Origin of the sequence: Actinomadura sp. NPDC048394 (assembly GCF_040651755.1) — a bacterium.
Lineage (GTDB): Bacteria > Actinomycetota > Actinomycetes > Streptosporangiales > Streptosporangiaceae > Spirillospora > Spirillospora montaniterrae.
Map to the genome: position 1 here is coordinate 1 of NZ_JBEZJL010000060.1, position 26359 is coordinate 26359.

General features: G+C 73.1%; 25 protein-coding genes. 2 read left to right on the top strand and 23 right to left on the bottom strand.

Features of this window, described 5'->3' with window-relative positions; genetic code table 11:
* The first annotated feature begins 296 nt into the window (after positions 1-296).
* Complete coding sequence (locus AB0C78_RS35130) at positions 297-1139, top strand: patatin-like phospholipase family protein (protein WP_360756564.1); 843 nt, start codon at positions 297-299, stop codon at positions 1137-1139.
* A 51-nt stretch (positions 1140-1190) separates the two neighbouring features.
* Here the strand turns inward: AB0C78_RS35130 and AB0C78_RS35135 are convergent, their stop codons facing one another.
* The 17 genes from AB0C78_RS35135 to AB0C78_RS35215 form a co-directional block, all read right to left on the bottom strand.
* Positions 1191-2576: a nucleobase:cation symporter-2 family protein gene (locus AB0C78_RS35135; RefSeq protein WP_360756566.1), complete on the bottom strand. Its 1386-nt coding sequence runs from the start codon at positions 2574-2576 to the stop codon at positions 1191-1193.
* Between the two features lie 337 nt (positions 2577-2913).
* Positions 2914-3762, bottom strand: a complete 849-nt coding sequence (locus AB0C78_RS35140; protein WP_360756569.1) for a crotonase/enoyl-CoA hydratase family protein — start codon at positions 3760-3762, stop codon at positions 2914-2916.
* Positions 3763-3804: 42 nt separating this feature from the next.
* Positions 3805-4338, bottom strand: coding sequence for a DUF1877 family protein (locus tag AB0C78_RS35145; protein ID WP_360756572.1), 534 nt, complete (start codon positions 4336-4338; stop codon positions 3805-3807).
* A 50-nt stretch (positions 4339-4388) separates the two neighbouring features.
* On the bottom strand, positions 4389-4880 hold the full coding sequence (locus tag AB0C78_RS35150) for a metallophosphoesterase family protein (protein ID WP_360756574.1): 492 nt from the start codon (positions 4878-4880) through the stop codon (positions 4389-4391).
* Positions 4881-4923: 43 nt separating this feature from the next.
* A complete protein-coding gene (locus AB0C78_RS35155; RefSeq protein WP_360756576.1) occupies positions 4924-5796 on the bottom strand; it encodes an RNA polymerase sigma-70 factor in 873 nt (290 codons plus the stop codon).
* 8 nt (positions 5797-5804) lie between these two features.
* Complete coding sequence (locus AB0C78_RS35160; protein WP_360756579.1) at positions 5805-6740, bottom strand: NAD(P)-dependent oxidoreductase; 936 nt, start codon at positions 6738-6740, stop codon at positions 5805-5807.
* Positions 6741-7107: 367 nt separating this feature from the next.
* A complete protein-coding gene (locus AB0C78_RS35165; protein ID WP_360756582.1) occupies positions 7108-7821 on the bottom strand; it encodes a hypothetical protein in 714 nt (237 codons plus the stop codon).
* Between the two features lie 375 nt (positions 7822-8196).
* A complete protein-coding gene (locus tag AB0C78_RS35170; protein ID WP_360756584.1) occupies positions 8197-9009 on the bottom strand; it encodes a hypothetical protein in 813 nt (270 codons plus the stop codon).
* 53 nt (positions 9010-9062) lie between these two features.
* Positions 9063-10115 (bottom strand): 2-hydroxyacid dehydrogenase, encoded by a 1053-nt coding sequence (locus AB0C78_RS35175; RefSeq protein ID WP_360756587.1) that lies wholly within the window; start codon positions 10113-10115, stop codon positions 9063-9065.
* Positions 10112-10744: a histidine phosphatase family protein gene (locus AB0C78_RS35180; protein WP_360756589.1), complete on the bottom strand. Its 633-nt coding sequence runs from the start codon at positions 10742-10744 to the stop codon at positions 10112-10114. Before AB0C78_RS35180 ends, AB0C78_RS35175 begins: the two co-directional genes overlap by 4 nt.
* On the bottom strand, positions 10741-12216 hold the full coding sequence (locus AB0C78_RS35185; protein WP_360756592.1) for an FGGY family carbohydrate kinase: 1476 nt from the start codon (positions 12214-12216) through the stop codon (positions 10741-10743). Before AB0C78_RS35185 ends, AB0C78_RS35180 begins: the two co-directional genes overlap by 4 nt.
* The gene (locus tag AB0C78_RS35190) at positions 12213-13724 is read right to left on the bottom strand and encodes an FGGY-family carbohydrate kinase (protein ID WP_360756595.1); all 1512 of its coding nucleotides are present in this window, start codon (positions 13722-13724) and stop codon (positions 12213-12215) included. The genes AB0C78_RS35185 and AB0C78_RS35190 overlap by 4 nt, the downstream gene beginning before the upstream one ends.
* Positions 13725-13755: 31 nt before the next feature.
* Positions 13756-15000 (bottom strand): sugar ABC transporter permease, encoded by a 1245-nt coding sequence (locus tag AB0C78_RS35195; protein WP_360756598.1) that lies wholly within the window; start codon positions 14998-15000, stop codon positions 13756-13758.
* Positions 14993-15907 (bottom strand): ATP-binding cassette domain-containing protein, encoded by a 915-nt coding sequence (locus AB0C78_RS35200; RefSeq protein ID WP_360756601.1) that lies wholly within the window; start codon positions 15905-15907, stop codon positions 14993-14995. Before AB0C78_RS35200 ends, AB0C78_RS35195 begins: the two co-directional genes overlap by 8 nt.
* Positions 15908-15943: 36 nt before the next feature.
* A complete protein-coding gene (locus AB0C78_RS35205; protein ID WP_360756604.1) occupies positions 15944-17020 on the bottom strand; it encodes a substrate-binding domain-containing protein in 1077 nt (358 codons plus the stop codon).
* 289 nt (positions 17021-17309) lie between these two features.
* Positions 17310-18095 (bottom strand): DeoR/GlpR family DNA-binding transcription regulator, encoded by a 786-nt coding sequence (locus AB0C78_RS35210; RefSeq protein WP_151541648.1) that lies wholly within the window; start codon positions 18093-18095, stop codon positions 17310-17312.
* 72 nt (positions 18096-18167) lie between these two features.
* On the bottom strand, positions 18168-18566 hold the full coding sequence (locus tag AB0C78_RS35215) for a rhodanese-like domain-containing protein (RefSeq protein WP_360756607.1): 399 nt from the start codon (positions 18564-18566) through the stop codon (positions 18168-18170).
* Between the two features lie 223 nt (positions 18567-18789).
* On the opposite strand from AB0C78_RS35215, the gene asnB reads away from it, so the two are divergent.
* On the top strand, positions 18790-20592 hold the full coding sequence (gene asnB, locus AB0C78_RS35220) for an asparagine synthase (glutamine-hydrolyzing) (protein WP_360756610.1): 1803 nt from the start codon (positions 18790-18792) through the stop codon (positions 20590-20592).
* A 56-nt stretch (positions 20593-20648) separates the two neighbouring features.
* On the opposite strand, the gene AB0C78_RS35225 is transcribed toward asnB, so the two are convergent.
* The 6 genes from AB0C78_RS35225 to AB0C78_RS35250 form a co-directional block, all read right to left on the bottom strand.
* Positions 20649-21176, bottom strand: a complete 528-nt coding sequence (locus AB0C78_RS35225; RefSeq protein ID WP_151541645.1) for a hypothetical protein — start codon at positions 21174-21176, stop codon at positions 20649-20651.
* A complete protein-coding gene (locus AB0C78_RS35230; RefSeq protein ID WP_360756613.1) occupies positions 21173-21619 on the bottom strand; it encodes a hypothetical protein in 447 nt (148 codons plus the stop codon). The genes AB0C78_RS35225 and AB0C78_RS35230 overlap by 4 nt, the downstream gene beginning before the upstream one ends.
* 31 nt (positions 21620-21650) lie before the next feature.
* Positions 21651-22430: a hypothetical protein gene (locus AB0C78_RS35235; protein ID WP_360756616.1), complete on the bottom strand. Its 780-nt coding sequence runs from the start codon at positions 22428-22430 to the stop codon at positions 21651-21653.
* Positions 22431-22458: 28 nt separating this feature from the next.
* Positions 22459-22899 carry a hypothetical protein gene (locus AB0C78_RS35240; protein ID WP_151541641.1) on the bottom strand — a complete coding sequence of 147 codons (441 nt, stop codon included), beginning with the start codon at positions 22897-22899 and terminating at the stop codon, positions 22459-22461.
* 87 nt (positions 22900-22986) lie between these two features.
* Positions 22987-24543 carry a hypothetical protein gene (locus tag AB0C78_RS35245; protein WP_360756618.1) on the bottom strand — a complete coding sequence of 519 codons (1557 nt, stop codon included), beginning with the start codon at positions 24541-24543 and terminating at the stop codon, positions 22987-22989.
* 75 nt (positions 24544-24618) lie between these two features.
* Positions 24619-26145, bottom strand: coding sequence for a pyridoxal-dependent decarboxylase (locus tag AB0C78_RS35250; RefSeq protein WP_360756621.1), 1527 nt, complete (start codon positions 26143-26145; stop codon positions 24619-24621).
* Positions 26146-26359 lie beyond the last annotated feature (214 nt).

Consider the following 26359-nt stretch of genomic DNA (forward strand, 5'->3'; position numbering starts at 1 on the left):
GGCCCGTTTTGCAAAATCGGGCCTTACCGACGCCATCACGGCACGGCTGACACGGCGAAGCCGCGTCGGCTGCTGAGTGGTGGTTTCCCCATCGGCCGGCCGCCGTGCAGGCGTCCTGCATCCGTGAGGGGGACGAGGGGTTAAGTTACGTGGTCCGCGCGGCCTCGTCAAATCGACGCGCCGGGGCGCCGGACCGGGCCGGGGGCGGTCCGGCGTGACGGGCGCCATATCGGGGCGGCGCCGGAATGGCGGACGCTCTCCCTACGCTCTACCGGTCACCGAACGGAAGGACGGACATGACCGACAAGGGACGCGCCCTGGTGCTGGGCGGCGGAGGAGTCGCGGGCATCGCCTGGCTGAACGGGTTGCTGTTCGGGCTCGCCGAGGAGGGCGTGGACGTGACCGGGGCCGACCTGCTGGTCGGCACGTCGGCGGGCTCCGCCGTGGCCGCGCAGGTCGCGAGCGGGCTGCCGCTGAAGGACCTGTACGCGCGGCAGGCCGACCCGGCGTTGCAGAACCGGGAGCTGGTGCCGACGGGGGTGTCGGTGAGCACGGTCATGGAGACCTGGATGCAGCTGGCCTACGAGCATCAGGGCGACCCGGTGGCGGTGCGTCAGGGGCTCGGTGCGCGGGCGCTCGCGGCCGAGACCGTGACGGAGGCGGAGCGGCGCGCGGTGATCGAGGAGCGGCTGCCGTCGCACGAGTGGCCCGCGCGGAAGCTGCTCGTGACGGCCGTGAACGCGCTGACGGGTGAGCTGCGGGTGCTGGACCGCGACTCCGGGGTCGGGCTGGTGGACGCGATCGCCGCGAGCTGCGCGGTCCCGATGATCTGGCCGCCGGTGACGATCGGCGGCGTCCGCTACGTGGACGGCGGGGTGCAGTCGGCGAACAACCTCGCCTTGGCCGCCGGGTACGAGCGGGTCCTGCTGGCCGCGCCGATGGACGATCCGACGCTGGAGGACGAGGTGAGCACGGTGGAGGCCGCGGGCGGGCGGGTCGAGGTGGTCCGTCCGGACGAGGCGTCGACCGCCGCGTTCGGCGCCGATCCGCTGGATCCGTCGACGCGGACGCCGTCCGCGGAGGCGGGGCTCGCGCAGGGCAGGGCGGCCGCGGCGGGGATCGCCGCCTTCTGGAAGTGACCGACCGCGGCCCGCGGCGCCGGCATGAGCCGCCGCGGGCCTCGGGCGCGGTCAGGGGGTGGTGGCCGGTTCCGCGGGCGGGAGGGCGGCGTCCTCGTCCTGCGGGGGCGTGCGCGTGAAGACGTTGAACACGAGGTTCAGCACGATCGCGCTGATGCTGCCGATGGTGATGCCGCTGTTGAGGATCGCGGCGACGTCCTTGGGCATGTTCTCGCCGAACTGCGGGACGACCGTGGGCAGCAGCGCGAGCGCGATGCTGACGGCGACGACGAGGGCGTTGCGCTCCTGGCGGAGGTCGACCTTGGCGAGGGTCTGGATGCCGACGACGGCGACCATGCCGAACATCGCGACGGCGGCGCCCCCGAGGACGTCCGGCGGGATGGACGCGACGTAGGCGGCGGCCTTCGGGAACAGCCCGAGGACGATCATGACGGCGCCGGCGGCGACGACCACGAACCGGCTGCGGACCCCGGTGAGCCGGACGAGCCCGACGTTCTGCGCGAAGCAGGTGTAGGGGAAGGCGTTCAGGGAGCCGCCGAGGAAGGTGGACAGGCCGTCGGCGCGCAGCGCGCGGGTGATGTCGGCGTCGGCGACGTCCTTGCCGACGATCTCGCCAGTGGCCTTGGAGTCGCCGACGGTCTCCACGACGGTGACCATCATGACCAGCAGCATCGCGATGATCGGGCCGATGTGGAAGGTCGGGGCGCCGTAGTGGAACGGCGTGGTGACGCCGAACCAGTCGGACTTGCCGACCTGGTCGAAGGCGGTGTCGCCGAGCGCGTAGGAGACGACCGTCCCGCCGACGAGGCCGAGGAGGACGGCGATGCTGCTGAGGAACGGGCGCCGGAGCCGGTAGAGGACGACGATGAACAGCAGCGTGCCCCCGGCGTACATGAGGTGCTTCCAGCTGCCGAAGTCCTTGCCGGCGGCTTTCGCGGCGGCGCCCCCGGCGGCGTCGGTGAGCGCGTTCGGCAGCAGCACCAGGCCCATGATCGTCAGGACGGTGCCGGTGACGAGCGGCGGGAAGAAGCGCAGGACGCGGCCGAGGAACGGGGCGGCGACGAGGGTGACCAGGCCGGCGGTGATGGTGGCGCCGTAGATCGCGAGGAGCCCGGCGGTGGCGCTGTGCGCGCCCTGCCCGATGGCGATCATCGGGGCGACGGCGGTGAAGGTGACGCCCTGCACGATGGGCAGCCGGATGCCGATCCGCCAGACGCCGAGCGACTGGATGATGGTGGCGATCCCGCAGGTGAACAGGTCGGCGTTGATCAGGTAGACGAGCTGCTGCGGGGACAGCCCGATCGCGCCGGCGACCAGGATCGGGACGACGACGGCGCCGGCGTAGAACGCCAGGACGTGCTGGAAACCGTAGAGGGCGAGCTTGGGGACGGGGAGCACCTCGTCGACGGGGTGCCGGCGCGGTCCTTCTTCGGGCATGCCTGCCTTGCCTTCCGGGGGTGAGTCCGACCAGGTGGAGGGCCTGATCACGACGGCAGAAGATACCGGTGCCGGGCCGTCGCGCCCGCGCCGGGCCCGCTCCTGGCGGCCTGCGCGCGGGGCCGGTCCGGCGGCCCCGGGGTTCTACGAGTCCGCGAGCCACGCCAGCAGGCGACCGCGCGCCGAGCATCGCGACGGGTCGCAGCGTCCGGTCTCAGCGCTTCCTGCGGTCGTCGCCGGCATTCCGGCGGTTCCAGAGGTCGGCCTGGGGGCAGGCGTGAGGCGCGACGTGGGATGAGCGCGGCAAGTCGGCGCTCATCCCACGCGGGAATCCGCTCTAGGCGGGGTCGGTGAAGGCGGGCGGGCGCTTCTCGAAGTAGGCGCGGACGGCTTCGGCCTGGTTGGGCGAGCCGCGCAGGGCGCCGAGCTCGCGGGACTCCTCCAGGTACTGGCCGGCGAGGTCGCCGCCCTCGGCGGCGCGATTGAGCAGGCGCTTCGCGGCGCGGATCGCGTCCGGGCTCTTGCCGGCGATCTCGCGGGCGAGCTCGGTGGCGGCGGCGCGCGGGTCGTCGGCGGTGCGGGTGGCGAGGCCGAGGCGGACGGCCTCGTCGCCGGTGACCATGCGTCCGGTGAAGGTCAGTTCCTTGGCGACGTCCTCGCCGACGAGCCGCAGCAGGGCGGCGGTGCCGGTCATGTCGGGCACCAGGCCCCAGCGGATCTCCAGCACCGACAGCTTCGCGTCCGGCGCGACGATCCGGATGTCCGCGCCGAGCGCGATCTGGAAGCCGCCGCCGAGCGCGTGCCCGTGGACGGCCGCGATGACCGGCTGCGGGAGTTCGTGCCAGGTGTGCACGGCCTGCTGGCCGAGGTTGGTGATGCGGCCCGGCTCGCGGTCGGTGATGTCGGACAGCAGCCGCTTGAAACGCTGCCCGCCGGAGCCGCCGTCACCGCCGGACGGCCCGTCCCCGGCCATCGCGGCGAAGTTGGCGAAGTCGAGCCCGGCGCAGAAGGCGCGACCCTCCCCCGACAGCACGACGGCGCGGACGGAGGGGTCGGCGGCGAGCGCGTCGCCGGTCTCGGCGAGCGCCTCGAAGGTCGCGATGTCGAGGGCGTTCAGCTTGTCGGGACGGTTGAGCCGCACGTCGGCGACTCCCTCGTGGACGTGCACGGTCACGCGGTCGGTCATGCCGGCCCCCTTCGTAAGTGCGGTCTTACTGACCCGATCATCTCAGGAGATGTCCTTGATGACCGCGTTGCCCGCCGCGGCGGCGCGGGCGTAGAAGGCGCGGAGGACCGCGAAGTCCTCGGCGAGCCGGCCTTTCGTGACCATGTCGCCTCCGTCGTGGTCGTGGAAGGAGTAGGGCCCGATCTCCAGCAGCAGCGGGTACCGCTCGCGGACGAGAGCGTCGAGATCGATCCCGCGCAGGTGGGCGTCGACGGCCCGCACCTCCGCCGGTCTCAGCAGGATCGGCGTGTTGAGCCGGGACGTGCCGCCGGTCAGGACGAGCCCGCCCATGACGACGTCGCGGGCGGGGGCCGGTCCGAGCGGGACTCCCCTGGCGTCCTCGTCGTTCTCGCATCCCGTCAGCAGGATGTGGATCGCGTCCCAGGTGCGCGCCGTGTGCGCCGACTCCAGCTCGCGGAGCGACCCGCCCCACGCGTCGTAGAGCCGGCGCAGGCCGCCCCGCAGGCCGTGCGGATGGTCGAGGAGCGCGTGGACCTCGGTCCAGTCGTGGCGGCCGAGCGTCATCCAGAAGCCCACGGCTGCCCCGGGCCGGTCTCGTCCATGACGGACATTGTGCCCGCAGGCGATCAGGTGACGGGAACGATCTCCGCGCGGGTCAGCCGTCCGCCGTCGATGTCGAGCAGGCCGATGGTGCCGTGCGGCTGGCGGCGCCGGTCGGTGGGCGAGCCCGGGTTGAAGATCCGGACGCCGTCGCCGGTCTCGTCCAGCGGGATGTGGGAGTGCCCGAAGACGACGAGGTCGGCGGCGGGGAACCAGCGCCGCATCCGGGCCGTGCGGCCCTTGGCCTGGCCGCTGTCGTGGACCATCGCGACGGCGAGCCCGCCGAGGTCGAGTTCGAGCCGTTCGGGGGCGCCCCACGCCGCGACGTCGGGGCCGTCGTTGTTGCCGAGGACGGCGTGGACGGGCGCGTACCCGGCGAGCTCGTCGAGGACGGACGCGACGCAGACGTCCCCGGCGTGCAGGATGACGTCGGCGCCCCGCAGGTGCTCGGCGACCCGCGGCGGGCACCCCTTCCAGCGCCGGGGCGCGTGGGTGTCGGAGACCACCACCGCTCTCACCCCTCCATTGTCCGACGCCGGGAGCCGGCGGCCTTCGCCGGGGTCAGGAGGCGGGGCGGACGCGGCCCAGCTTGTCGGGGTTGAGGACGGCGAACAGCCCGTGCACGCGGCCGTCGCGGACGTCGAACGCGGTGAGCTGCTCGTTGCCGTCGATGTGCGTCCAGAGGGCGGGCGCGCCGTTGGCCTCGACGATCCGGACCTCGCCGAACCCGTAGCGGGACCCGAGGCCGGTGATGAACGCGGCGACCGCGTCGCGGCCCACGACGGGGCGGAGCGCGGCGCGGACCTTGCCGCCGCCGTCGTTCCAGGCGACGACGTCCTCGGCGAGCAGGTCGGTGAGGGCGGCGAGGTCGCCGCCGCGCGCGGCGTCGAGGAACCGGCCGAGGAGCTCGGTGTGGTCGGCGGTGGACGGGCGGAACCGGTCGCGGCCCTCCGCGAGCCGCGCCTCCGCTCGGCGGTGGTGCTGGCGGCACGTCGCGGTGGGGATCCCGACGATGCCGGCGATCTCCTCGTAGGGCAGCTCGAACGCCTCGCGCAGCACGAACACGGCGCGTTCGGGCGGTGACAGCCGCTCCATCATGTGCAGGGTCGCGTAGGAGAGGGTGTCGGTCATCTCCGCGGTCTCCAGCGGCCCGAACGCGGCGGCGGACACCGGTTCGGGCAGCCAGGGGCCGGTGTAGGCCTCGCGGGTGACGCGGGCGGAGCGGAGCTGGTCGAGGGCGAGCCGCGACACGATCGTCACCAGGTAGGCGCGGGGGGACTCGACCTCGGCGGGGTCGGTGCGGGTCCACCGCAGGTAGGCCTCCTGGACGACGTCCTCGGCGTCCCACATGCTGCCGAGCAGCCGGTAGGCGAGCCCGAGCAGCAGCGGGCGGTGCTCCTCGAACGCGCCGGCGGCGCCTCCCCGCGAGTCCATGCCTACGATCATGCCGCGTGGCGGGAGGCGGCGCCGCCCGTCCCGGCGGCCTCGATGCCGTGCGTCCAGCTCGGGTGGCGGGGCCGCCAGTCGAGGCGGAGCCGGGCGCGGCTGTTGTCGGCGCCGCGCAGCCCGTTCATGAACGCCACGCCCCAGCCGCCGACGGCGAGCCGGGCGAGCGCGGCGGGGGCGCGCTTGGGCGCGGGCGCGTCCAGCATCCGGGCGTAGCCGGTGAGGAAGTCCGCCATCGTGACGGGGGTGTCGTCGACGATGTTCAGGGCGCCGGTGACGTCCTTGTCGAGCGCGGCGACGATCGCGGTGGCGGCGTCGTCGGCGTGGGTGAACGACAGGACGGAGTGGCCGCCGCCGACGACCGGCACCTTGCCGGCGCGGACCTGGGCGGTGAACGACCCGTCGGGCGCGTAGGCGGAGCCGGGGCCGTACAGGTGCCCGAACCGCAGGACGAGGCCGTCCGCGTCGGCGGTCATCGTCTCGAGGTCGATGAGGGCGGACAGGACGGGCGCGAACTGCTTGGGGGTGCGCTCGGTCCACAGCGGCGCGTCCTCGTCGGCGAGGCCGCCGGCGGGCTGGTACGCGTAGGCGAGGCCCTGGGCGAGGACGCGGGCGCCGCCGGCGCCGCGGACGGCGTCGTAGAGGTTGCGGGTGCCCTCGGTGCGCAGCCGATTGGTGAGCGCGAAGTCGCGGGCGAGGTGCTTCGGGTCGAGTGCGGCGGGGATGGCGGTGAGCAGGTTGACGACCGCGTCGGGGGCGGCCTCGCGGACGGCGCGGGACACCGCGTCCCGGTCGAGCGCGTCGGCGGCGAGGGTGCGGCCGGGGCCGCGGCCGGAGCGCGACAGCCCGATCGGCTCGTGGCCGACGGCCTCGAGCAGCGGCATCAGCCGGCCGCCGATGACTCCGGTGGATCCGGCGACGAGAACGCGCATGGCTTCTCCTGATGTCCGTCCCGGCGCGGGGCCGGGAGAAGGTCGGTTACGGCATCAGGACGGGACGGGGCCGCCGGGCGTGACAGCCCATCATGTGATTCAGGTCACATGCCCGGAACCGGGTGATTTAGCCACCCGAGGATCTGGACACCGGTGGGAAACAACTGTAAGCGCTGTGTCATTACACCCTGCTGACCTGCGGGGTTAGGCTCGAGTCCCTCGCGAATCGTCCATGGGATCCGGCCGTACGCCCCCGGCCGCCCCGGCGCGGCGACCCAGCACCGCGAGGATCAGGGGGCGGCCGGGCGCCGAGGTGGAAGACCACTCCCTTGCACCGGCCCCGGGGCCCGGCCGCTACCCCTGCAGGCTACGAGGTCAGGTAGAGCTTGCGGTCGAAGACGCCGGAGCCGGCGGTGCTCTCGCCGCGGCCGACGGCGGCGCCGCTGCCGGTGCCGCTGGACGGGCAGAGACCGCTGCTGCCGGACTCGCGGACGAGCTGGATGGCGTCGGACTTGCCCTGCAGGTCGTCGTCGGGCAGCGGCCGGTTCGGGTTGTCGCGGTTGTAGACGTCGAACGTCAGCCCGTCGGCGCCGCCGGTGCGGAAGCCGTAGACACAGGTGACGGTGAGGCCGAGCACCTGGCCCTTGAGGGTGATCCGCAGGTCGCCGCCGATGGCGATGACGCCGTCGCGCCCGCCCTGCACCGGGTCGTAGGCGATCTGCCCGGACCGGTCGGAGACGCCGCCGAGGTCGAGGTCGGTGGCGGGCGAGCTGAAGCCGTTGGAGGTGTGGCACGCGCCGATGGAGGCGGCGGTCAGTTCACCGGCGCCGGCGGAGGTGGTGGTGCCCTGCATCCGCGCGCTGTCGCAGGTGCCGGTGACGTTCATGCCCAGGAACGTGGTGGAGAAGTTCAGCGTGCCGACGGTGGAGATCTGCCAGTTCCCGGCGTAGGGCGCGCCGGTGGCGGTGTCCTGGCGGATCGTGGTGGTGGCGGCGGCCGCGGGGCCGGCCGCCAGCGCGAGCGCGGCGCACGCGGCGGCCGCCGGGGCGGCGAACCGCGCGAGTCGGGCGGGAGCGTTCACGGGGTTTCCTCCTCGGAGAGGGTTTCCTGCTTCCGCGCGCGGGGGCGCCCGCGCGCGGCCCCCTGCGCGCGGCCCGCGGAATCCCGCCGTGACCGCGCCGATCACCCCTTGTTCATACCCGAGTGATCCCGGAAAGGATAGGGCGGTTCGCGAAAAGGCCCGCAATTCATCGGATTCCGATAAACGGACACCGGAGATCACTCACCTGCCCGCGAATCGGCACTCTCCGAAAGACCGATACCACCGGATCTTACAACGGATCCAGAATTGGAACGATCGCATCGGGAAGAATTCGGCGGGCATGCGGAAACCGGTGGGAAGGCGCGCGGCCGGGCTTGGGAGGTAGTGGACGGACCCGGCCGCGCGCCTGGCCTGTCAGCGGAACGCCGGCGTCATCGCGTAGACGCGGTTGGGCTTGTTGTAGCCCACGAAGACGCGCGATCCGCGGCCCGCGGGGGCGACGGCGAGGCCTTCGCTCTCGCCCGTCAGCGGGATGGTGATCGCTTCCAGGATGGTGCCCGCGCGGTCCAGCACGGTGATCGTGTTGTTGGTGTAGTACAGGACCTTGTCGCCGGACATTTCCAAGCCCTGCGGAACGCCCTGGTAGCCGAGCGGGAACGTCGAGCGGACATTCCCGTCGAGGTCGGTGAAGGCGAAGACGAACGGGCCGTTGTCGCCGGGCCCGGCGTGGACCAGCAATCCGTCGCGCTCGTCATCGACGGCCACCAGGCCGGAATTGCCGAGGGAGCCGAAGTCGATGGTGCGGACGATGCGCGGCTCGCCCGTCCAGTCGACGACGTTCACCTTGGTGGGGTTGGTTCCGCCGCCGGTCGCGACGTAGAGCAGCCCGTCGGCGCGGCGGACGCTGACCTCGGCGGCGTGCCCGACGTCGAGCGGCGCGCTCTCCTTGACCTTGGTGCCGTCGGGGCGGTACTCGCGGATGACGCCCTTGCCGCCGCCGACGTCGAAGCCGACGAAGAATCGGCCGTGCTGGTAGGCGAGGCCCTGCATGTTGCCGGTGTCGGGGGCGTCGAAGACGAGCTCGAAGGTGTAGGAGCGCTCGGCCGCGGCGGCGGGGCGGGCCGTCCCGGCCAGCGTCGCGGCGCCGGCGAGCGCGGCGGCGCCCGCGAGGCCGAGGGCCGTGCGGCGGGTCAGCGGGGTGTCGGCGGGCAGGCGGGTCGGGTGCATCGTGCCTCCTCGTGGTGGGGGTTGCGCGGGGAGTCTCGGGAGCGGTGCCGGGGTCAGGCCGGCCGCGGCATGGTGAGGGCGCCGGGGTTCGCGCAGTGCAGGATGGGCTCGCCGCGCAGATGGCGACCGACGTCCTCGGCGATGATGCGGGCGGCGTTCGCGGCGGTCTGCTTGCTGGCGCCCGCCAGGTGCGGGGTGACGATGACGTTCGGCGTGGTCAGCAGCCGCGACCCGGCCGGGATGGGCTCCTCGGGGAACACGTCGAACGCGGCGGCGAACAGGTGCCCGGACTCGACGGCGTCGCACGCGGCCTCGTAGTCCAGCAGCGACCCGCGGGCGCAGTTGACGATGATCGACCCGGGCGCCATCGCGGCGATCTGCGCGGCGCCGATCATCCCGGTGGTCTGCGGGGTGGCGCGGGCGTGCAGGGAGACGATCTGCGCGCGCGCCAGCAGGTCGTCGAGCGGCACGAGTTCCGCGACGTCGGCGAGGTCGCCGAGACCGTCCAGGTACGGGTCGTGGACGAGGACCTTCACGCCGAGCGCGGCCAGCATCCGGGCGACGCGGCGCCCGACCGCGCCGCAGCCGACGAGGCCGACGGTGCTGCCGAGCAGCTCGACGCCGACGTCCTCGTAGCGGTAGTAGTCGCCGCGCCACTGGCCCGCGACGAGGTCGGCGTGGGTCTGCGGGATCCGGCGGACGGCCGCGAGGATCAGCGCGAGGGTGTGCTCGGCGGTCGCGCCCGCGTTGCGTCCCGGCGCGTAGCAGACGGCGACGCCGTGCTCGGTGGCCGCCTCCAGGTTGGCGTTGACGGGCCCGCCGCGGCTGATCCCGAACAGCTCCAGGTCCGGGCACGCCTCCAGGACGCGGCGGGTGAGCGGCGCCATCTGGGTGACGCAGATCCGCGCGCCGCGCAGCGCCTCGATGAGCCGCTCCTCGGTGCCGGACGCCTCGTCCACCTCGGCGACCCGCCCGAACGGCTCGACCGGCCACGGCAGCGTGAGCTCGGCGAACTCCAGGTCGCCGGGGGCGGCGGCGCGCAGCGCGTCGATGAACAGGCGGTTGCGGACGAACAGGTCACCGGCCGCGAGGACGCGGGTCGTCATTGCAGGCTCCAGGGAACGAGCGATCCTTCGATCGCGGTGTTGAACTCCAGGAGGGCGGCGTCGCCGTCCCGGAGCCGGATCTCGGTCAGTGCGCAGTTGCCCAGCGACGGGAACCGCCGCCGGTAGTCCTTGAGCGGCAGCCCCAGCAGGCGGCACAGCGCGAGGCGGAGCGCGGTGGAGTGCGCGACGACAAGGACGCGGCCGCCGGGATGCCGTCCGGCGATGTCGTGCAGGCAGGCGGTGAAGCGGCGCGCGGCGGCGGCCGGGTCCTCGCCGCCGGGCAGGTGGCCCGCGACGGGGTCGGCGCGGAAGGCGCGCAGCGCGTCGGGGAACGCGCGCTCCATCTCGTCGCGGGTGAGGCCCTCGCCGCGCCCGAAGTGGAGCTCGCGGAGCCGCGCGTCGACGACGGGGTCGGCGCCGATCGCCTTGGCGGACGGCTCGGCGGTGAGCCGCGCGCGGCCGAGGTCGGAGCACCAGACGGCGTCGGGACGGGCCGCCTCCGCCCACGCGCCGAGCAGCCGCGCCTGCTCCAGGCCGCGCCGCGTGAGCGCGACGTCGCTGATGCCGGCGTAGCGGTTCTCGGCGTGCCATTCGGTCTCGCCGTGGCGGACGAGGACGAGCCGCGTCATCGGGCCGTCCTCGCGCGCGCGTGGGCGGCGGTCGGGGCGGGGAGCCATCCGCGTCCTTCCAGTTCGTCGACCATGCGCAGGTAGGCGTCGTCGAACCGGCCGGCGTCGCGCGGCCGCGGGTCGACGGTGGCGGCGACGGCGACCATGCGGGACGCGACGTCGGCGACATCGCGGCCCGGGGACGCGGCGAGGACGGCGGCGCCGAGCGCGGGCTCGGCCTGGCGCGGCAGCACGACGGGCCGTCCGAGCACGTCGGCGCGCAGCTGGCACCAGTACCGGGACTTCGCGGCGCCGCCGGTGAGGGTCAGGTCGCCGCCGGTGGGCGCGCCGAGCAGGTCGAGGTGGTCGAAGCAGAGCCGCTCGACGAACGCGACGCCCTGCAGCACGGCCGCGTAGGCGTCGGCCTCGTCGCCGGTCGCGCCGAGCGTGAACCCGCGGGCGTCCGGCGCGACGAACGGGAACCGCTCCCCCGCGCCGACCAGCGGGTAGGTCAGCGCGGCGGCGGGCTCGCGGGCGGCGGCACGGCGGTCGAGATCGGCGAGGTCGCGGCCCGGGAAGTCGCGGGTGAGGGCGCCCGCGCCGGTGCTGGACGCGCCGCCGGGCAGCCACCGCCCGTCCGGCGCCTTGTGGGAGTAGACGACGCCGAACGGGTCGTGGACGAGGTCGTCGGTGACGCCCTTCAGCACGAGGGTGGTGCCGAGGACGGAGTTCCAGGAGCCGGCGGTGAGGCGTCCGGTGCCGAGCTGGGCGGCGCACCCGTCGGTGGCGCCGGCGATCACCGGCGTGCCCTCCGGCAGCCAGGTCGCCGCCGCGGCGTCGGCGCCGACGGTGCCGAGCGGGGTGCCGGAACGTTCCAGCTCAGGGAGCAGACCGGCCGGGACGCCGAGCGCGTCGAGGACGTTCCGCGGCCAGGTCTCGGTGACGAGGTCGGCGCCGGTCTTGAGGGCGTTGCTGAGGTCGGCGGCGACGGGGTGCCCGGTGAGGCGCCGGTTCACGAAGTCGGCCTGGTGCGCGAGGCGCGCGCCGTCCGGCAGGTCCGGGACGTTCTCCAGCAGCCACAGCAGCTTGGGCAGCGCCCAGGCGGGCTGCATGCGCTGGTAGCCGAGCTTCCGCCACACGGCGCCGCCGGCCTCGTTGATCCGCTCGACGGCTCCGGCGGCGCGGGTGTCGTCGTACATCAGCGCCGGGGTCAGCGGCCGCCCGTCGCGGTCGGTCAGCAGGACGGTGCCGGACGTGCCGTCCACCGCGACGGCCTGCACCGCGCCCGCCGGGACATCGCGGAGTGCTTCGCGGCAGGCCGCGCCGACGGCCGTCCACCACTGCTCCGGGTCCTGCTCGTGGCGGGGACCGTCGCGGCGGCCCGACAGCGGGGCCGTCCCGCCGCCCGCGACCTCCCCCGACGCGGTGACGGCCAGGGCGCGGACGCTCTGCGTCCCGAGGTCGACGCCGACCCAGACAGGTTCGGCGGTCACCGCTCACCCCCGCGCTCGCGCATCGCGGCGAGCGTGGGCCAGGCCGGTGCGGTGGCCTGGCGGATGTCCAGGAAGTCCTGGTAGGTCTGCGCGTAGTGCGCGGCCCGCCCGGGATCGGGTTCGTAGACCTCGCCCGGCCGGACGTACTGCCCGGCCGCTTCCCGCGCGTCCTTGGCGCGGTCGGTGGCGAGCAACCCGACGATGAACGCGCCGCGCGCCCCCGCCTCGGCGTCGGCCGACCGGACGACGGGGACGCCCGTCACGTCGGCGAGCATGCCGAGCCAGAACGCGCTCGCCGAACCGCCGCCGCTGACCCGCAGCTCGGTCGGGCGCGTCCCGGCCGCCTCCAGGCAGTCCCGGACGACCAGGCTGAGCCCCTCCAGCACGGCGCGGGCGAGGTCGGCGCGCTCGTGCTCGACGGTCAGGCCGTGGAAGGCGCCGCGCGCCCGCGGGTCCAGGAACGGCGCGCGCTCCCCGGCGGGCGACAGGTACGGCAGGAACACCAGGCCGCCGGCTCCGGGCGGGGACTGCGCCGCCAGCGCGGACAGCGCGGACGGGTCGTCGCCGAGGCCGAGCGTCCGGCGGGCCCAGTCGACGACCTGGCCGCCCGCGAGCGTCGGGAACGCCCGCAGCCACCGGTCCGGCAGGCCCATCGCCACCGTGAACCCGGACGGCTCGCCGTCCAGGCGCGGCTCGTCCACGACCATCTCCGTGCACAGCGTCGTGCCGAGGATCGTGCAGGCCTGCCCGGTGCCGACCGCGCCCGCGCCGATCGCGGTGGACGCGATGTCGTAGGGCGCCAGGACGACCGGGGTCCCGGCGGCCAGGCCGAGCACGCGCGCCGCGTCGGGGGTGAGCGGGGCGGCCCGCTCGTCGTCGCCGAGCAGATCGGGCAGCAGCGGGCGGGCCCATTCCATCCCGTAGAGGCGGAGCAGGTCGCCGGAGTACGCGCGCTCGCGGACGTCCATGAACGGCGCCGACGCGTCCGAGGAGTCCGCCGCGATCCGCCCGGTGAGCCGCGCGAAGATCCAGCCGCCGCAGGTGAGGGACGCCGCGGACCGGGCGAGCCGGTCCGGGTCGTGCTCGCGCAGCCAGGTGAGGATCGCGTTGGGCAGCCCCGGGAACGGCAGCGACCCGTTCGCGGGGAACGCCTCGGCGATGACGCCGGAGCGCGCCCAGCTCTCGACGACCGCGGCGGCGCGGCCGTCGTTCCACAGGATCGCCGGGCCCGCCGGCTCCCCGGCGGAGTCGACGAGCCAGCAGCCGTCGCCCTGCGCGGTGAGCGCGAGCAGGTCGACGCCAGCGCCGAGCGCGGTGACCTCGGCGGCGGCCTCGCGCACCGCGCCCGCCACCGCGTCCCAGACCTCGGCCATGTCCTGCTCGGCCCGGCCCGGCGCGGGCCGGGACACCGTGGTGGGACGGCGGACGACGGCCAGCTCCGTGCCGTCCTCGGCGTACCCGACCGCCTTGATCATCGTGGTGCCCGCGTCGACGCAGACGACCGCCATCGGCTCTCCCGTGAGGTGCGGAAACAGGGGGTCAGGCGCGGCCGTGCGTCCGCCGCGACCGGCGGGCGACCGAGTCCAGCGCCACGGCCAGCAGCAGCACCGCGCCGGTGACCATGAAACGGTAGGACGAGTCGAGGTTCAGCAGCGTCAGGCCGCTGGAGATCGACTGGATGACGACGATGCCGAGGAGCGCCGCGAACGCGTTGCCGCGCCCGCCGAACAGGCTCGTCCCGCCGATGACGGCCGCCGCGATCGCGTTGAGGTTCACGTCGCCGCCTCCGCTGCTCTGGTTCGACGCCGCGAGCCGGGCCGCCGCGAGGATCCCGCCGACCGCGGCGAGCGTCGTACACACCACGAACGCCGAGGTGTAGACGGCCTTGACGTTGATGCCGGCGCGCCGGGCCGCCTCGACGTTCCCGCCGACCGCGTACACCGACTTGCCGTACTTCGTCCGGGACAGGACGTAGTGCGTCGCCAGCACCAGGCCGAGGAACAGCACGAACATCCAGCCGACGCCCCGGTCCCGGCTGAGGTACCAGACGGCGACCGCGAGGCCCGCCAGCAGGACGGCGCTGCGCAGCACGAGCGTCTGCTCGGTGGTGGCGGGCAGGCCGGCCCTGCGGCGCGCCGCCGCCCGCGCGTGGCCCGTCCAGTACAGCGCGCCGGCGCCCGCCGCGACCAGCGCGTACGCCAGCCACGGCGGGACGAAGTCGAGCTGCGCGAACGTCACCAGCCACGAGTCGAACGGCAGGTTGATCGAGCCCTTCGGGCCGAGGATCCACAGCTGCAGGCCGAGGAAGCCGAGCAGACCGGCGAGGGTGATGACGAAGCTCGGCACGCCGAGCCGGTTGAACACCTGCGCGTAGAACCAGCCGATCAGGCAGCCCGCGGCGGCCGCCGCGACGAGCGCCGCCACGGCGGGCATCCCGTGGTCGACGAACAGCACCGCGGTGATCGCCGCGCTGAGCCCGCTGACGGAGCCCACCGACAGGTCGATCTGCCCGACCAGCAGCATGAACACCACGCCGAGCGCGATCACCCCGACGGGCACGCACTCCATCGCCAGGTTCACCAGGTTCGCGCTGGACAGGAACACCGGGTTCAGGACCTGCATGACGGTCCAGATGACCACCAGGCCCGCGACGACCGGCCACACGCCGAGGTCGCCGCCGCGGACCCGGTCCGCCATCCCGGCGAGGGTGGCGCGCAGGCCGCGGTCCTGCGGCTCTTCGGGCGGCGCCTGCTCCACCGGCGGCGCCGTGGTCAGGTCACTCATCGCCGTCCCCCTTCGTCATCGCGGTCGTCGGGACCTGCTCGTCCGCGGCGGGCTCGGCGTCCGCTCCGGCGCCGTCCTCAGGATCGGGTTCGCCGCCGGACGGGCGGGCGCGCCGGGAGCGGCGGCTGACCACGTTGTCGGTCGCGCCGGTGATCGCCGCGACCAGCTCCTCGGCGGACGTCGCCTCCGCGTCGAACACCCCGTTGTTGCGGCCGAGCCGCAGCACGGCGACGCGGTCCGCGACCGCCTTCACGTCCGCCATGTTGTGGCTGATCATGATGACGCCGAGGCCGCGCTCGCGGAGCCGCTCGATCAGGTTCAGCACCTCGGCGGTCTGCGCGACGCCGAGCGCGGCGGTCGGCTCGTCCAGGATGATGACCTTCGGGTCGCCGAGCAGCGACCGGGCGATCGCGACCGTCTGCCGCTGCCCGCCCGACAGCGCCGCGACCGGCGCCTCCACCGACGGGATCTTCGCCGACAGCTGGCGCAGCAGCTCCCGGGACCGGACCTCCATCGCGACCTCGTCCAGCCGCAGCGCGCGCAGCTCCCGGCCGAGGAACAGGTTCTCGATGACGTTCAGGTTCTCGCAGAGCGCGAGGTCCTGGAAGACGGTCGCGATGCCGAGCTGCTGCGCCGCCGCGGGGCTCGGCACCGCCACCTCCCGGGACTCGAACGTGATGGTCCCCGCGTCCGGCGGGTGCACCCCGGACAGGACCTTCACCAGCGTGGACTTGCCGGCGCCGTTGTCGCCGACGAGCGCGACGACCTCGCCCGCCGCGACGTCCAGGTCGACGCCGGTGAGCGCGGCGACCGCGCCGAAGGACTTGCTGATGCCGCGCAGCGACAGCAGCGCGCCGTCCTTGGCGGCGGCCGGGGCGGGGGCCGTGGGGGTGGGCGTGGGTGACATGACCGACCTTCGTGGATCGTTGCCCGATGCGGGCCGCTACTTGATGCCGAGCTGGGTGCAGCCCGCGGCGTACTCGGCGGTGCAGACCTGCGACGCCTTGAGCGCCCCGCCCGGCCCGAGCAGCACCGTGGCGATGTTGTCCTTCGTCACCACGGTCGGCGTGAACAGCTGCGACGGGGTGTTGAACAGCGTCGCGTTCGGCTTCGGCCTGTCGCCCTTGACCAGCTCGTACGCCGCCTCCGCGGCGGCCTCCGCGACGATCTTGATCGGCTTGGAGATGGTGTTGTACTGGTCGCCGTTCACGATCCGCTGCGCGGCGGCGAGCTCGGCGTCGTTGCCGGTGACCGGCGGCACCGGCTTGCCGGCCGCCTTGAACGCGGCGACGCTCGCGCCGCCCGTGCCGTCGTTGGCCGCGACGACGCCCGCGATCTGGCCGCCGAACTTGCTGATCTGGCCGCTCACCCAGTCCTGCGCCTTGGCGGGCTCCCAGCCGGGGGTGTCGTACTCGGCGAGCAGCTTGAAGCCGGACGGGTCGACCGCGCTGTGGATGCCCTTCTTGATCAGGTTCGCCGCGGCGTCCGTCGGCGAGCCGTTGACCTCGAGGATCCCGCCCTTGGCCTTGGCCTGCTTCAGGTGGTCGACCAGCGACTGGCCGATCATCGCGCCGATCTTCTCGTTGTCGAAGGAGACGTAGAAGTCGGCCTTCGCGGCGGGGATCGGCCGGTCGTAGGCGATCACCGCGACCTTGCGGGACTGCGCCATCCGGACGATGGACGCGGCCGCCGCCGAGTCGACCGGGTCGATCACGATGGCCTTCACGCCCTGCGCCAGCACGGAGCCGGCCTGCTGCTGCTGCTTCGAGGCGTCCGCGCCGGCGTTCTGGTACAGCACCGAGCAGCCGCCGCACAGCTGCTTCATCTTCGCCTTGAACAGCGGCGCGTCGTACAGCTCGTAGCGGGTCGAGGCGATGTCCGGCATGAGGAACGCGATCTTGGCGTTCTTCGCGTCGCCGCCGGTCGAGCCCGCGCTCTTGGACGAGCAGGCCGCGGCGGGGGCGAGCACGGCCAGGGCCGCGGCGGCCGCGGCGGCCGTCCGGAGGGAAAGCTTCGTCACTGAGGTCTCCTCGGTGCTGCGCCCGTGGGAAAGGGCGGCCGATCCAGCGCGGCGGCCGTCCGGGCCGGGTCCGACCGGCCGTCGCGGGGAGAACGTAACACCCAGAACGTTAGAAGTGTCAATACTGCGACGTTAACTAACATTCGCCGACGTGATCTCGTGGCCGAGCGACCGCGGAACACCCCAGGTCACAACTCGATATCGACCGTGCGGACCCTCTAGGCGGCGGGGGGCGTCGTGGTGTTGGTTCTAACATCGCCCATCACAGAAAGACGGGCGGGCCGGGCGCTCAGGCGCGCGCGGCGACCTCGTACTCGACCTTGTGCCGGTCGAGCTCGCGGAGCGCCGCGGCGGACGCGCCGTCGTCGGTGATGACGCGCTCGAACTCGCCCAGCGGCGCCACCCGGTGCAGCGCGGTGCGCCCCAGCTTCGTGTGGTCCACCAGCAGGACGTTGCGGACGGCGCTGCGCAGCATCGCCCGCTTCACCACCACGACCCGCTGCTCCTGGTGGCAGGCGTTGCCCGCGGACACCGCCGACGTCGACACGAAGCACAGGTCGACCTGCAGCGACTCGATCGCCTCGACGCACGAGACGCCCATGAACGAGTTGTGCAGCGGGTCGTAGTCGCCGCCGAGCGCGATCAGCCGGACGCCCTGCACGGGGGCGAGGAGGTTGAGGCAGTCGAGGAAGTTGGTGACGATCGTCAGCGGGCCGGCGTCCTTGATCCGGCGGGCCAGCGCGAGCGCGGTGGTGGAGTCGTCCAGCATGATCGCCATGCCGGGCTCGACCAGCTCCGCCGCGGCGGCGGCGATCGCCTCCTTCTCCTCGCGCATCGACTTGCCCCGGTAGGCGACGCTGCTCTCGAAGACGCCCGAGCGCTGCGCGGTGACCCCGCCCCGGTACTTGCGGACGATGCCCTGCCGCTCCAGCTCGTCGAGGTCGCGGTGGATGGTCATGAGGCTGACGCCGAACCGCTCCACCAGCTCGGCGGCGGTCGCCGAGCCCTGGGCGAGGACCGCCTCGGCGATCGCGTCCTGGCGTTGCGCGGGCCCCCGCCGCTGCCGGTTGGTCATGCCCCGCTCCTCCGTCCGGACGCCGCGAGCGCGGCGGGTCGAGGGGAAGTTAACATCCCTGATGTTAAGACCTCAACCGGCGCTGTCACTCCCCGCGGTGGCGGGCAGGCCGGCGTCGCGCCATGCCTTGAAGCCGCCGACCACGTCGGTGGCGCGGGTCAGCCCGAGGTCGTGCAGGGACGCCGCGGCGAGGCTCGAGGTGTAGCCCTCGGAGCAGAACACGATGACGCGCACGTCGTGCCCGGTGGCCTGCGGCAGGCGGGCGTCCGACTGCGGGTCGAACCGCCACTCCAGGACGTTGCGCTCGACGATCAGGGCGCCGGGGATCTCGCCCTCGGCGGCCCGCTGCGCGGCCGGGCGGATGTCCACCAGCAGGGCGCCCGCGCCGGACTCGGCGTGCGCCGCGCCGGGGTCGAGCCGGTCGAGCCGCCCGCGGGCGGCGGCGAGGATCTCATCGATGCTGCGAGGCATGTCCCCCAGCATGGCATCAGATTCCCTACTGAGCGAATAGGAAATCCGATGCCCGGCCGGAGGACGACCCCTGGCGCTCCTGTCCAGCTCAGCGGGGGCGCCGCTCGTCACGGCGAGATGGCAAGAGCGGGCGGCGGTGAGGTTCGTTACAGATTCGTTTCTTGTCAAATGAGGTAAGGAAGGACAGTTACCTGCACGACGCACATGTCAGAAGGGACGTTCCATGTGCGGCATCGCCGGATGGGTGGACTACGAACGCGACCTCACCAAGGAGCGGGCCACGGCGCTCGCGATGACCCGGACCATGGCCCGGCGCGGGCCCGACGACGAGGGCCTGTGGACGGGCCCGCACGCCGCGCTCGGCCACCGCCGCCTCGCCGTCATCGACATCGAGGGCGGCGTCCAGCCGATGACCGAGGGCCCCGCCACCCTCGTCTACAGCGGCGAGACCTACAACTTCCACGAACTCCGCCGCTACCTCGAAGGACACGGCCACCGCTTCCGGACCCGCAGCGACACCGAGGTCGTCCTGCACTCCTACCTCGAATGGGGCGGGGACTTCGCCGGCCGTCTCAACGGCATGTACGCGTTCGCGCTGTGGGACGCGGGCCGCGAGGAGCTGCTCCTCGGCCGCGACCGCATGGGCATCAAGCCGCTCTTCTACGCTCCCACGGGGAACGGCGTCCTGTTCGGGTCCGAGCCGAAGGCGATCCTCGCCAACCCGCACTTCACCGCCCGCGTCGGCGAGGAGGGCCTGCTGGAGGTCCTCACCAACGCCAAGACCCCCGGCCACGGCGTCTTCACGGGCATGCACGAGGTGATCCCCGGCCACACCGTCACCGTCTCCCGCGGCGGCGTGGCCGACCGCCGGTACTGGGCGCTCACCGCGCGCGAGCACACCGACGACGTGCCGGCGACCGTCCGGCACGTCCGCGAGCTCCTCGACGACATCGTCGAGCGGCAGCTGATCTCCGACGTCCCGCTGTGCACGCTGCTGTCCGGCGGCCTGGACTCCAGCGCGCTGACCGCGCTCGCCGACCGGGCCCTCGGCCGCGACCACGTCCGCTCCTTCGCGGTCGACTTCGTGGACGAGACCGGCGGGTTCGTCCCCGACGACCTGCGCGACACCGCCGACGGGCCGTACGTCCACGACGTCGCCGAGCACGTCGCCTGCGACCACTCCGACGTCGTCCTCGGCAACGACCAGCTCGCCTCCCCCGAGGCGATGCGCACCGTGCTGCGCGCCCGCGACCTGCCCGCGATGGGCGACATGGACAGCTCCCTGTACCTGCTGTTCGCCGAGATCCGCAAGCAGTCGACGGTCGCGCTGTCCGGCGAGTCCGCGGACGAGGTGTTCGGCGGCTACCGCTGGTTCCACGACCCCGACGCGGTCGCCGCCGACGCGTTCCCGTGGACGTCCGCGGCGCTCGGCCAGGGCCTCGACCTGCTCGACCCGGAGCTGCGCGCCAAGGCCGACGCCTACCAGCGCGACCGCTACCACGAGGCGCTCACCGAGGTGCCGCACCTGCCGGACGCCTCCCCGCACGAGCGCCGCATGCGGGAGATCTGCTACCTGCACCTCACCCGGATGGTCCGGCTGCTCCTCGACCGCAAGGACCGGATGAGCATGGCCGTCGGCCTGGAGGTGCGCGTCCCGTTCTGCGACCACCGCCTCGTCGAGTACGTGTTCAACACCCCGTGGTCGCACAAGACCTACGACGGCCGCGAGAAGAGCCTGCTGCGCGGCGCGGTCGCCGACGTGCTCCCCGACTCCGTCGTCCGGCGCCGCAAGAGCCCCTATCCCGCCACCCAGAACCCCGGTTACGAGCAGGCCGTCCGCGACCGGCTGCGCGCCGTCGCCGCCGACTCCTCCGCTCCCGTCCGCGACCTCCTCGACCCGGACGCGGTGCGCGCCGCGCTCGACCGGCCGCTCGGCAAGGCCAGCATCCAGCGCGACCGCGTGCCCATCGAGCGCGCCCTGGCGTTCGCCGACTGGCTCGACGAGTACCGTCCCGCCCTCGCCTGACCCGGCACCCGTGCGGGCCGGGGCGGTGGCGCCGTCCCGGCCCGCGCGGGCGGGGTTCACACCTCGACGACCCGCAGCGCCGCGTGGTTCCTGGTGTTCAGGTAGAGCTTCTCCTTCGTCCCGTCCTGCTCCAGTTCGAGGACGAGCCGGTAGCGGTACAGCCCGGGCCGCGCCGTGCTGCGGATCGCGCCGGCCCAGTAGTAGTAGATCGGCGTGTAGGGCGAGCGCATCAGGTCCGGCATCCCGTAGATCTTGAGCTCGGTCATGATCCGCTGCTCGGCGACGTCCTCCTCGTCGCCCCGCTCGGTGTCGAGGAACACCAGGTTGTTGATCTTCGGCATGGGCGGCCAGGTGCCGTCCGGACGCTTGTGCATCTCGATCGGCCGGATGATCCAGTTGACCACCTGGCCCTGCTTGCAGATCGTCTCCAGGTGGTCGGTGCCCTGCCCGACGCCGCCGACGCTGTTGTCCATCATGAACAGCGCGTCGTCGAGCGAACCGGTCTCGCAGGCCCGTTCCATGTTGACCAGCGTGACGACGTTCAGCTGGACGGAGTTGAGCTGGCCGCGGGTCTCGGTGGTCATCGGCGCTCCTTCCCTGCGGCGGCCTGGCCGACCAGGGCCGGCGACGACACGGCGAACGGCTCGGTGACGGTGCCGAGCCGGAACTTCAGCCGGTACGGGACGGGCTCGGCGACGTGCCGCTTCACCGTCCCCGTCCAGTAGACGATGTCGGTGTTGGGGTACACCTTCCGTTCGGGCGTGCAGATCTTGTCGTCGATGACGATGCCGTCGATGGCGGCGTAGGTCTCGCACTCCAGCACGACGACGTTCCAGATCAGCGTGTCGCCGGAGCTGACGCGGGTGCGCAGGTCCGCGGTGCCGAACCCGGTGGACCCGGCGGTCTTGTTCGTGTCGTACAGGAAGAGGTTCCCCTCCAGTTCTCCGGTGGCGAGGGCGGCGACCGGGTCGACCACCGCGGTGATCGTCACGGGCCGGGACTCGGGCGGCTTGGCCTTGCTGGGCATCGGCTCTCCGTTTCGGCTCGGTCGGCGGGGCTCAGGGCATCGGCAGCACGCCGAGGCCCCCGCCGGTGAAGGCGTTGCGCTTGGGGTCGCTGGTGACCTTGATGGCGGAGTCGCAGGTGTAGTCGACCGGCTCCCAGGCCGGCTCGCCGTTGCGCCACACCAGCTCGTGCAGCTGGACGTGCATCGTGTACCGGTAGGTGCCGGGACGGGACGTGTCGACCGACGCGGCCCAGTACCAGCCGTCCGACACCATGTCCGGCGAGCCGTACTGCGCCGGGTACATGATCTTCTCTTCCACGGCGGGCCCGGTGATGTCGGTGATCACCGGGTTGGGGTGGTTGTAGGCCTGCCCCTCGCCGGTGACGACGTTGCCGGTGACGTCGAGGACCTTGTTCGTGGCGGGAGCGCGCCCTCCGCGCGGCCGGCGGGCGCGGGCGCCGACGCGGCGGCGCAGCCCCTCCAGCTCGGCGGCGGTGTCGACCGAGGGGTCGGCGGCCCGGTCGGCGACGCCGGCGATCTCCTCCAGCGCCTCCTGGTCGGTCGCCTGGGCGCGGTCGGAGTGGTAGCCGCGGGGCACGGTCGGCGGGATGGAGCCGAGGCTGGCCGGCAGCCAGTTCAGCACCTGCTCGGTGGCCTGCGATCCGTCGGCCCAGTAGGTGCCGGGGCAGATGGTCACCAGGTCCGCGGTGCCCTGCCCGGTCGAGCCGAGGAACTTCATGTTGTCGAAGAAGTAGACGTTGCCGGTCAGCGTCCTGGCCTGGAGCGCGTTGGCGATGTCGACGAGGACGATGATCCCTTGCTGCTGGGCCATGGCTGCCCCTTCCGGGTCGCGGGTCGGGTCACGCGCACATCAGCGCGGGCGTGTCGATGTGCAGGACGCTGTTGCGGCCCTCGTGCATCTGCACCTCGAGCCGGTACCGGTAGGGCACGCCGCGCACGAGGTGTCCGGGGACGATCCCCTCCCAGACCTCGAGGTCCAGGTTCTCGCCGCCGCCCGCCTGCCCGCCCCGCGCCTCGGGGGCCGCGGCGGGCTCGGAGCCGCCGCCGGGCGGCAGGAAGGTGATGGCGGAGATCTCGGCGGTGGTCTGGACGTCCACCGCGACCGCGGTCCACTTCACGACCTGTCCCGGCACGACGATGGTGCACAGGTCGACGGTGCCCTGGCCGGGGCTGTCGAAGGAGCCGTCGTCCACCAGGGAGAGGTTGCCGTTGTGCAGGGTCCTGTCCGAGAGGGCCCCGACGGCGTCCACGAGGACGACGATGTTGACGTGCGGATTCACTGGCACTCCTGTTCTGGGCGGTGCGTTTTCCGGGCGGTGCGGTTCCCCGGCGGTGCGGTCCGGGCCGGGTCCGCCCGTTGCCTGGCGTCACCCCCGGTCGCGGACCAGGGGGACCTTGCCGACGGCCGTCCGCTCGATCTCGGGGGACGAGCGGGGCACGAACGCGAGGTGGAAGCGGTAGCCGGTGCGCTCGACCGCCGCCTGGGTGGCCTCCCGGTCGTTGAACAGCGACAGGGAGCGGGGCAGCGCGCCGGCGAACACCCGCTGGACGCCGGACGGGCCGAGCACGGCGGACACCGCGTGCGCGAGGCCGTCGGCGTCGTCGACGGCGGCGAGCAGCGTGATGGTCTTGCCTTCGCGGTGGTTGACGAACTGGACGTCGTGGGCGGCCTCGTCCAGGTCGACTCCGGTGGCCGCGCGCAGGTCCTCGCGGACGGCGGCGTAGGCGAGCGCCGCCGAGTACTGGCTGTCGTTGATGTGCAGGACGTCGCCGGTGCGGCCGGCGAACTCGAACCGGCCGGTCTTCAGGCCGGGCCCGTCGAGGGCGGGCCGGCGGATCATCCGGTCGCCGAGCTTGAGCCGCAGCAGCGGCGCCTCGTGCGCGTGCAGGCGGGTGACGACCAGCTCGCCCTCTTCCCCCTCGGCGACGGCGCGGCCGTTCTCGTCGACGATCTCGACCAGGTGCAGGCCGGGGACGGCGGCCAGCCAGGGCGAGTCGTCGGTGAGCTGGAGCCCGATCGTCTCGGCCTGGGTGGCGGCGAAGTAGCTGAGGATGGCGACGTTGGGGTAGACGGCGCGCAGCTCGGCGCGCTTGCGGTGCGGCAGCACGCCGCTGCCGTACATCGCGACGCGGAAGCTCTCGCGCGCCTCCCGGCTCAGCCCGGCGCCGAGGTCGCCGAGGATCGCGATGCCCGCCGAGATCCCCATCATGGCCTTGGGGCCGGGGTAGGAGAACATGTGCTGCAGCACCGGCGCGGTGACGGGGCCGGCGCCGATGTAGTTCACGCCGGGGACCTGCTGCAGGACGCCGCCGACCATCGTCCCGCTGCTCCACATCTGGTAGTCGGCGAGGTTGGTGAACAGCCACTTCGGGTCGCCGCCGGGCAGGTGGTCGCGGAGCTGGTAGGCGCCCATGAAGGCGCCCGCGATCCGGTAGGTGTCGCGCAGCTCGCGCAGCGAGTAGACGATCTCCAGCGGCATCCCGTCACTGGTGCCGCCGCTGGCCACCACCTCGAACCCGCCGTGCCCGAGCGGCACGACCATGCCGGGGCGGGCGCCCATGAACATGTCGCGCTGGACGGTCTTGTCCGACAGCGGCACCCGCTCCCACTCCTCGTAGGAAGCGGGCGCGCCGGTGACGCCGGAGGCGGCCAGCCGCTCGCGCCACAGCGGGTTGAGCAGCATCGTGTTGATCATCTGGCCGAGGCGGCGGAGCACCAGGGCGTCCTGGATCTCGTGCGGTGTCTCGCTGTAGGGGACGCCGCAGATCCGCTCGCATTCGCGCATCTTGCTCGCGAACGACGGCAGCGCGCGGACGTCCTCCACCGACCACGGCCGCATCTCCTCTTCGGGGATCAGCCGCGCGGCCAGTTCCGCGCCGTCTCCGGGTGATCGCCCGGGTGGGGCGAGGATCATCGAGGTCATAGGCCTTCTCTCCTGTTCGTCACGGTTGGTGATGCGGGGGTTGTGCGCGGGCGCGTTCTGGGGCGGCCGGGGGCGTCAGGCGGGGTCGTCGCGGAGGAGGCGCTCGCCGGTGGTCCTGATCTCGGCGAGCAGCATCCGGAAGTGCTCGGGGGTCACCTGGTGGTTCATCAGGACGACGCGCAGGGCGGCGACGCCCCGGACGTTCACCTTGGAAATGAAGAACCGGCCGGCCAGCCTGACCTGTTTCCTGATCCGGAGTTGCAGGCGGTGGACGCGGTCGTCGTCGATTCCCTGCGGGCGGTACCGGAAACAGAGAATGTTCGCCTCCGGCTGGTGCAGGGTCTCGAAATCGGGGTCGTCGAGAAGGACACGGTAGGCCTCGTTCGCGGTCCGGCACAAATGCTCGATCTTTTCGGCGAACAATGCGCGCCCGTACATCGCCCAGAGGGTCCACAACGGCATGATCATCGGTCGTTTCGTGCACTCGACGTTCTTGTCGCCGTTGTCGAACTCGCAGTGCGCGTCCGGTTCCTCGTCGGAGACGTAGCTGGCGGTGCTGCGGTGGAAGGCGCCGGGGGCGTCCCGCGCGTCGCGGTAGAACAGCATCGTGCAGGGCGCGGGAACGAACATCAGCTTGTGCGCGTCCCAGGTCAGCGAGTCGGCCTTCTCGATGCCGCGCAGCCGGTGCCGCAGCGCGTCGGACACCAGCAGGCTGGCGCCGTGCGCGCCGTCCACGTGCAGCCAGATGCCGCGCGCGGCGGCGACGCCGGCCAGCTCGTCGATCGGGTCGAAGGCGCCGAGCGCGGTGGTGCCGGCCGACGCCACCAGGCAGAACACCTCCAGGCCGCGGCGCTCGGCGGCGGCGAGCGCCGCGGGCACCCGGCGGGCGGCGATCCGGCCGCGCCGGTCCACCGGGAGCCGGACGATACGGGACTCGCCGATGCCGAGGATGCCGGCCGCGCGGGTCACGCTGTAGTGCACGTCCTCGCCGACCGCGATCGCGGGGCGGCCGCGGCCGCGGTGCTCGCCGCGCGCCCAGATGCCGGGGCAGCCGCGGTTGCGGGCGGCCAGCAGCGCGGTGAGGTTGGCCAGCGAGCCGCCGGACGTGGTGACCATCGCGAACCGGCCCGGCTCCCAGCCGATGAAGCGGTTGAGCTCCTCGGCCATGATCCGCTCGGCCGTGATCGGCAGCTGGCCGGCCTCGTAGTAGGTCGACGGCTGGTTGACGACCGAGCCGACGAAGTCGATCACGCCCGCGAGCGGGACGGTGCCGGAGAACTGCCGGCCCATGTAGCCGGGCGAGTGCACCTGGATCCCGGTGCGCAGGTAGAGGTCGACGATCGCGGCGAGCCGCTTGTCGTCGAAGTCGGCGATGCTCTCCCGCTCGGTGGTCATCAGCGCCCGCGCGGCCCGCGACAGCGCGCCGGGGTCCGACAGCTCCAATCCGCGCACCGACAGGTCGGCCAGATGCGATTCCAGCCGGGCGGCGACCGCCTCGGAATTCCTCCGGAAGAGGGCCGGCTCGAATGCGGCGAACAGCGACTCCTTCGAGTCCGTCCAGTGCGACAAGGTCGGCGGGCATTCTTCCGAAACGTCGGTCACGTTGTCGCCCTCCATTTTCTGACCACTTAAGAAACTCATCTGACACGGGCGAGTGTAGGCAGAATTCGACATGCGCAACAAGGGCATGTAGTGCTAACCATGGGGACACCGCCGCCTTTGGGCGGACGACGCTTTGATCAATGCAGAATGCCTGCTTTGTCGCCTTTAAACGGCTCTTCACCGAAAGGCGAGCGCGCCGCGCGGGCACCCGCCG

Bases quoted from the DNA above. Each gene is read 5' to 3' on its own strand.
- AB0C78_RS35130 (WP_360756564.1), top strand. From the start codon at position 297: ATGACCGACAAGGGACGCGCCCTGGTGCTGGGCGGCGGAGGAGTCGCG.
- AB0C78_RS35135 (WP_360756566.1), bottom strand. From the start codon at position 2,576: ATGCCCGAAGAAGGACCGCGCCGGCACCCCGTCGACGAGGTGCTCCCC.
- AB0C78_RS35140 (WP_360756569.1), bottom strand. From the start codon at position 3,762: ATGACCGACCGCGTGACCGTGCACGTCCACGAGGGAGTCGCCGACGTG.
- AB0C78_RS35155 (WP_360756576.1), bottom strand. From the start codon at position 5,796: ATGGACTCGCGGGGAGGCGCCGCCGGCGCGTTCGAGGAGCACCGCCCG.
- AB0C78_RS35160 (WP_360756579.1), bottom strand. From the start codon at position 6,740: ATGCGCGTTCTCGTCGCCGGATCCACCGGAGTCATCGGCGGCCGGCTG.
- AB0C78_RS35170 (WP_360756584.1), bottom strand. From the start codon at position 9,009: ATGCACCCGACCCGCCTGCCCGCCGACACCCCGCTGACCCGCCGCACG.
- AB0C78_RS35175 (WP_360756587.1), bottom strand. From the start codon at position 10,115: ATGACGACCCGCGTCCTCGCGGCCGGTGACCTGTTCGTCCGCAACCGC.
- AB0C78_RS35180 (WP_360756589.1), bottom strand. From the start codon at position 10,744: ATGACGCGGCTCGTCCTCGTCCGCCACGGCGAGACCGAATGGCACGCC.
- AB0C78_RS35190 (WP_360756595.1), bottom strand. From the start codon at position 13,724: ATGGCGGTCGTCTGCGTCGACGCGGGCACCACGATGATCAAGGCGGTC.
- AB0C78_RS35195 (WP_360756598.1), bottom strand. From the start codon at position 15,000: ATGAGTGACCTGACCACGGCGCCGCCGGTGGAGCAGGCGCCGCCCGAA.
- AB0C78_RS35200 (WP_360756601.1), bottom strand. From the start codon at position 15,907: ATGTCACCCACGCCCACCCCCACGGCCCCCGCCCCGGCCGCCGCCAAG.
- AB0C78_RS35210 (WP_151541648.1), bottom strand. From the start codon at position 18,095: ATGACCAACCGGCAGCGGCGGGGGCCCGCGCAACGCCAGGACGCGATC.
- AB0C78_RS35215 (WP_360756607.1), bottom strand. From the start codon at position 18,566: ATGCCTCGCAGCATCGATGAGATCCTCGCCGCCGCCCGCGGGCGGCTC.
- asnB (WP_360756610.1), top strand. From the start codon at position 18,790: ATGTGCGGCATCGCCGGATGGGTGGACTACGAACGCGACCTCACCAAG.
- AB0C78_RS35225 (WP_151541645.1), bottom strand. From the start codon at position 21,176: ATGACCACCGAGACCCGCGGCCAGCTCAACTCCGTCCAGCTGAACGTC.
- AB0C78_RS35230 (WP_360756613.1), bottom strand. From the start codon at position 21,619: ATGCCCAGCAAGGCCAAGCCGCCCGAGTCCCGGCCCGTGACGATCACC.
- AB0C78_RS35235 (WP_360756616.1), bottom strand. From the start codon at position 22,430: ATGGCCCAGCAGCAAGGGATCATCGTCCTCGTCGACATCGCCAACGCG.
- AB0C78_RS35245 (WP_360756618.1), bottom strand. From the start codon at position 24,543: ATGACCTCGATGATCCTCGCCCCACCCGGGCGATCACCCGGAGACGGC.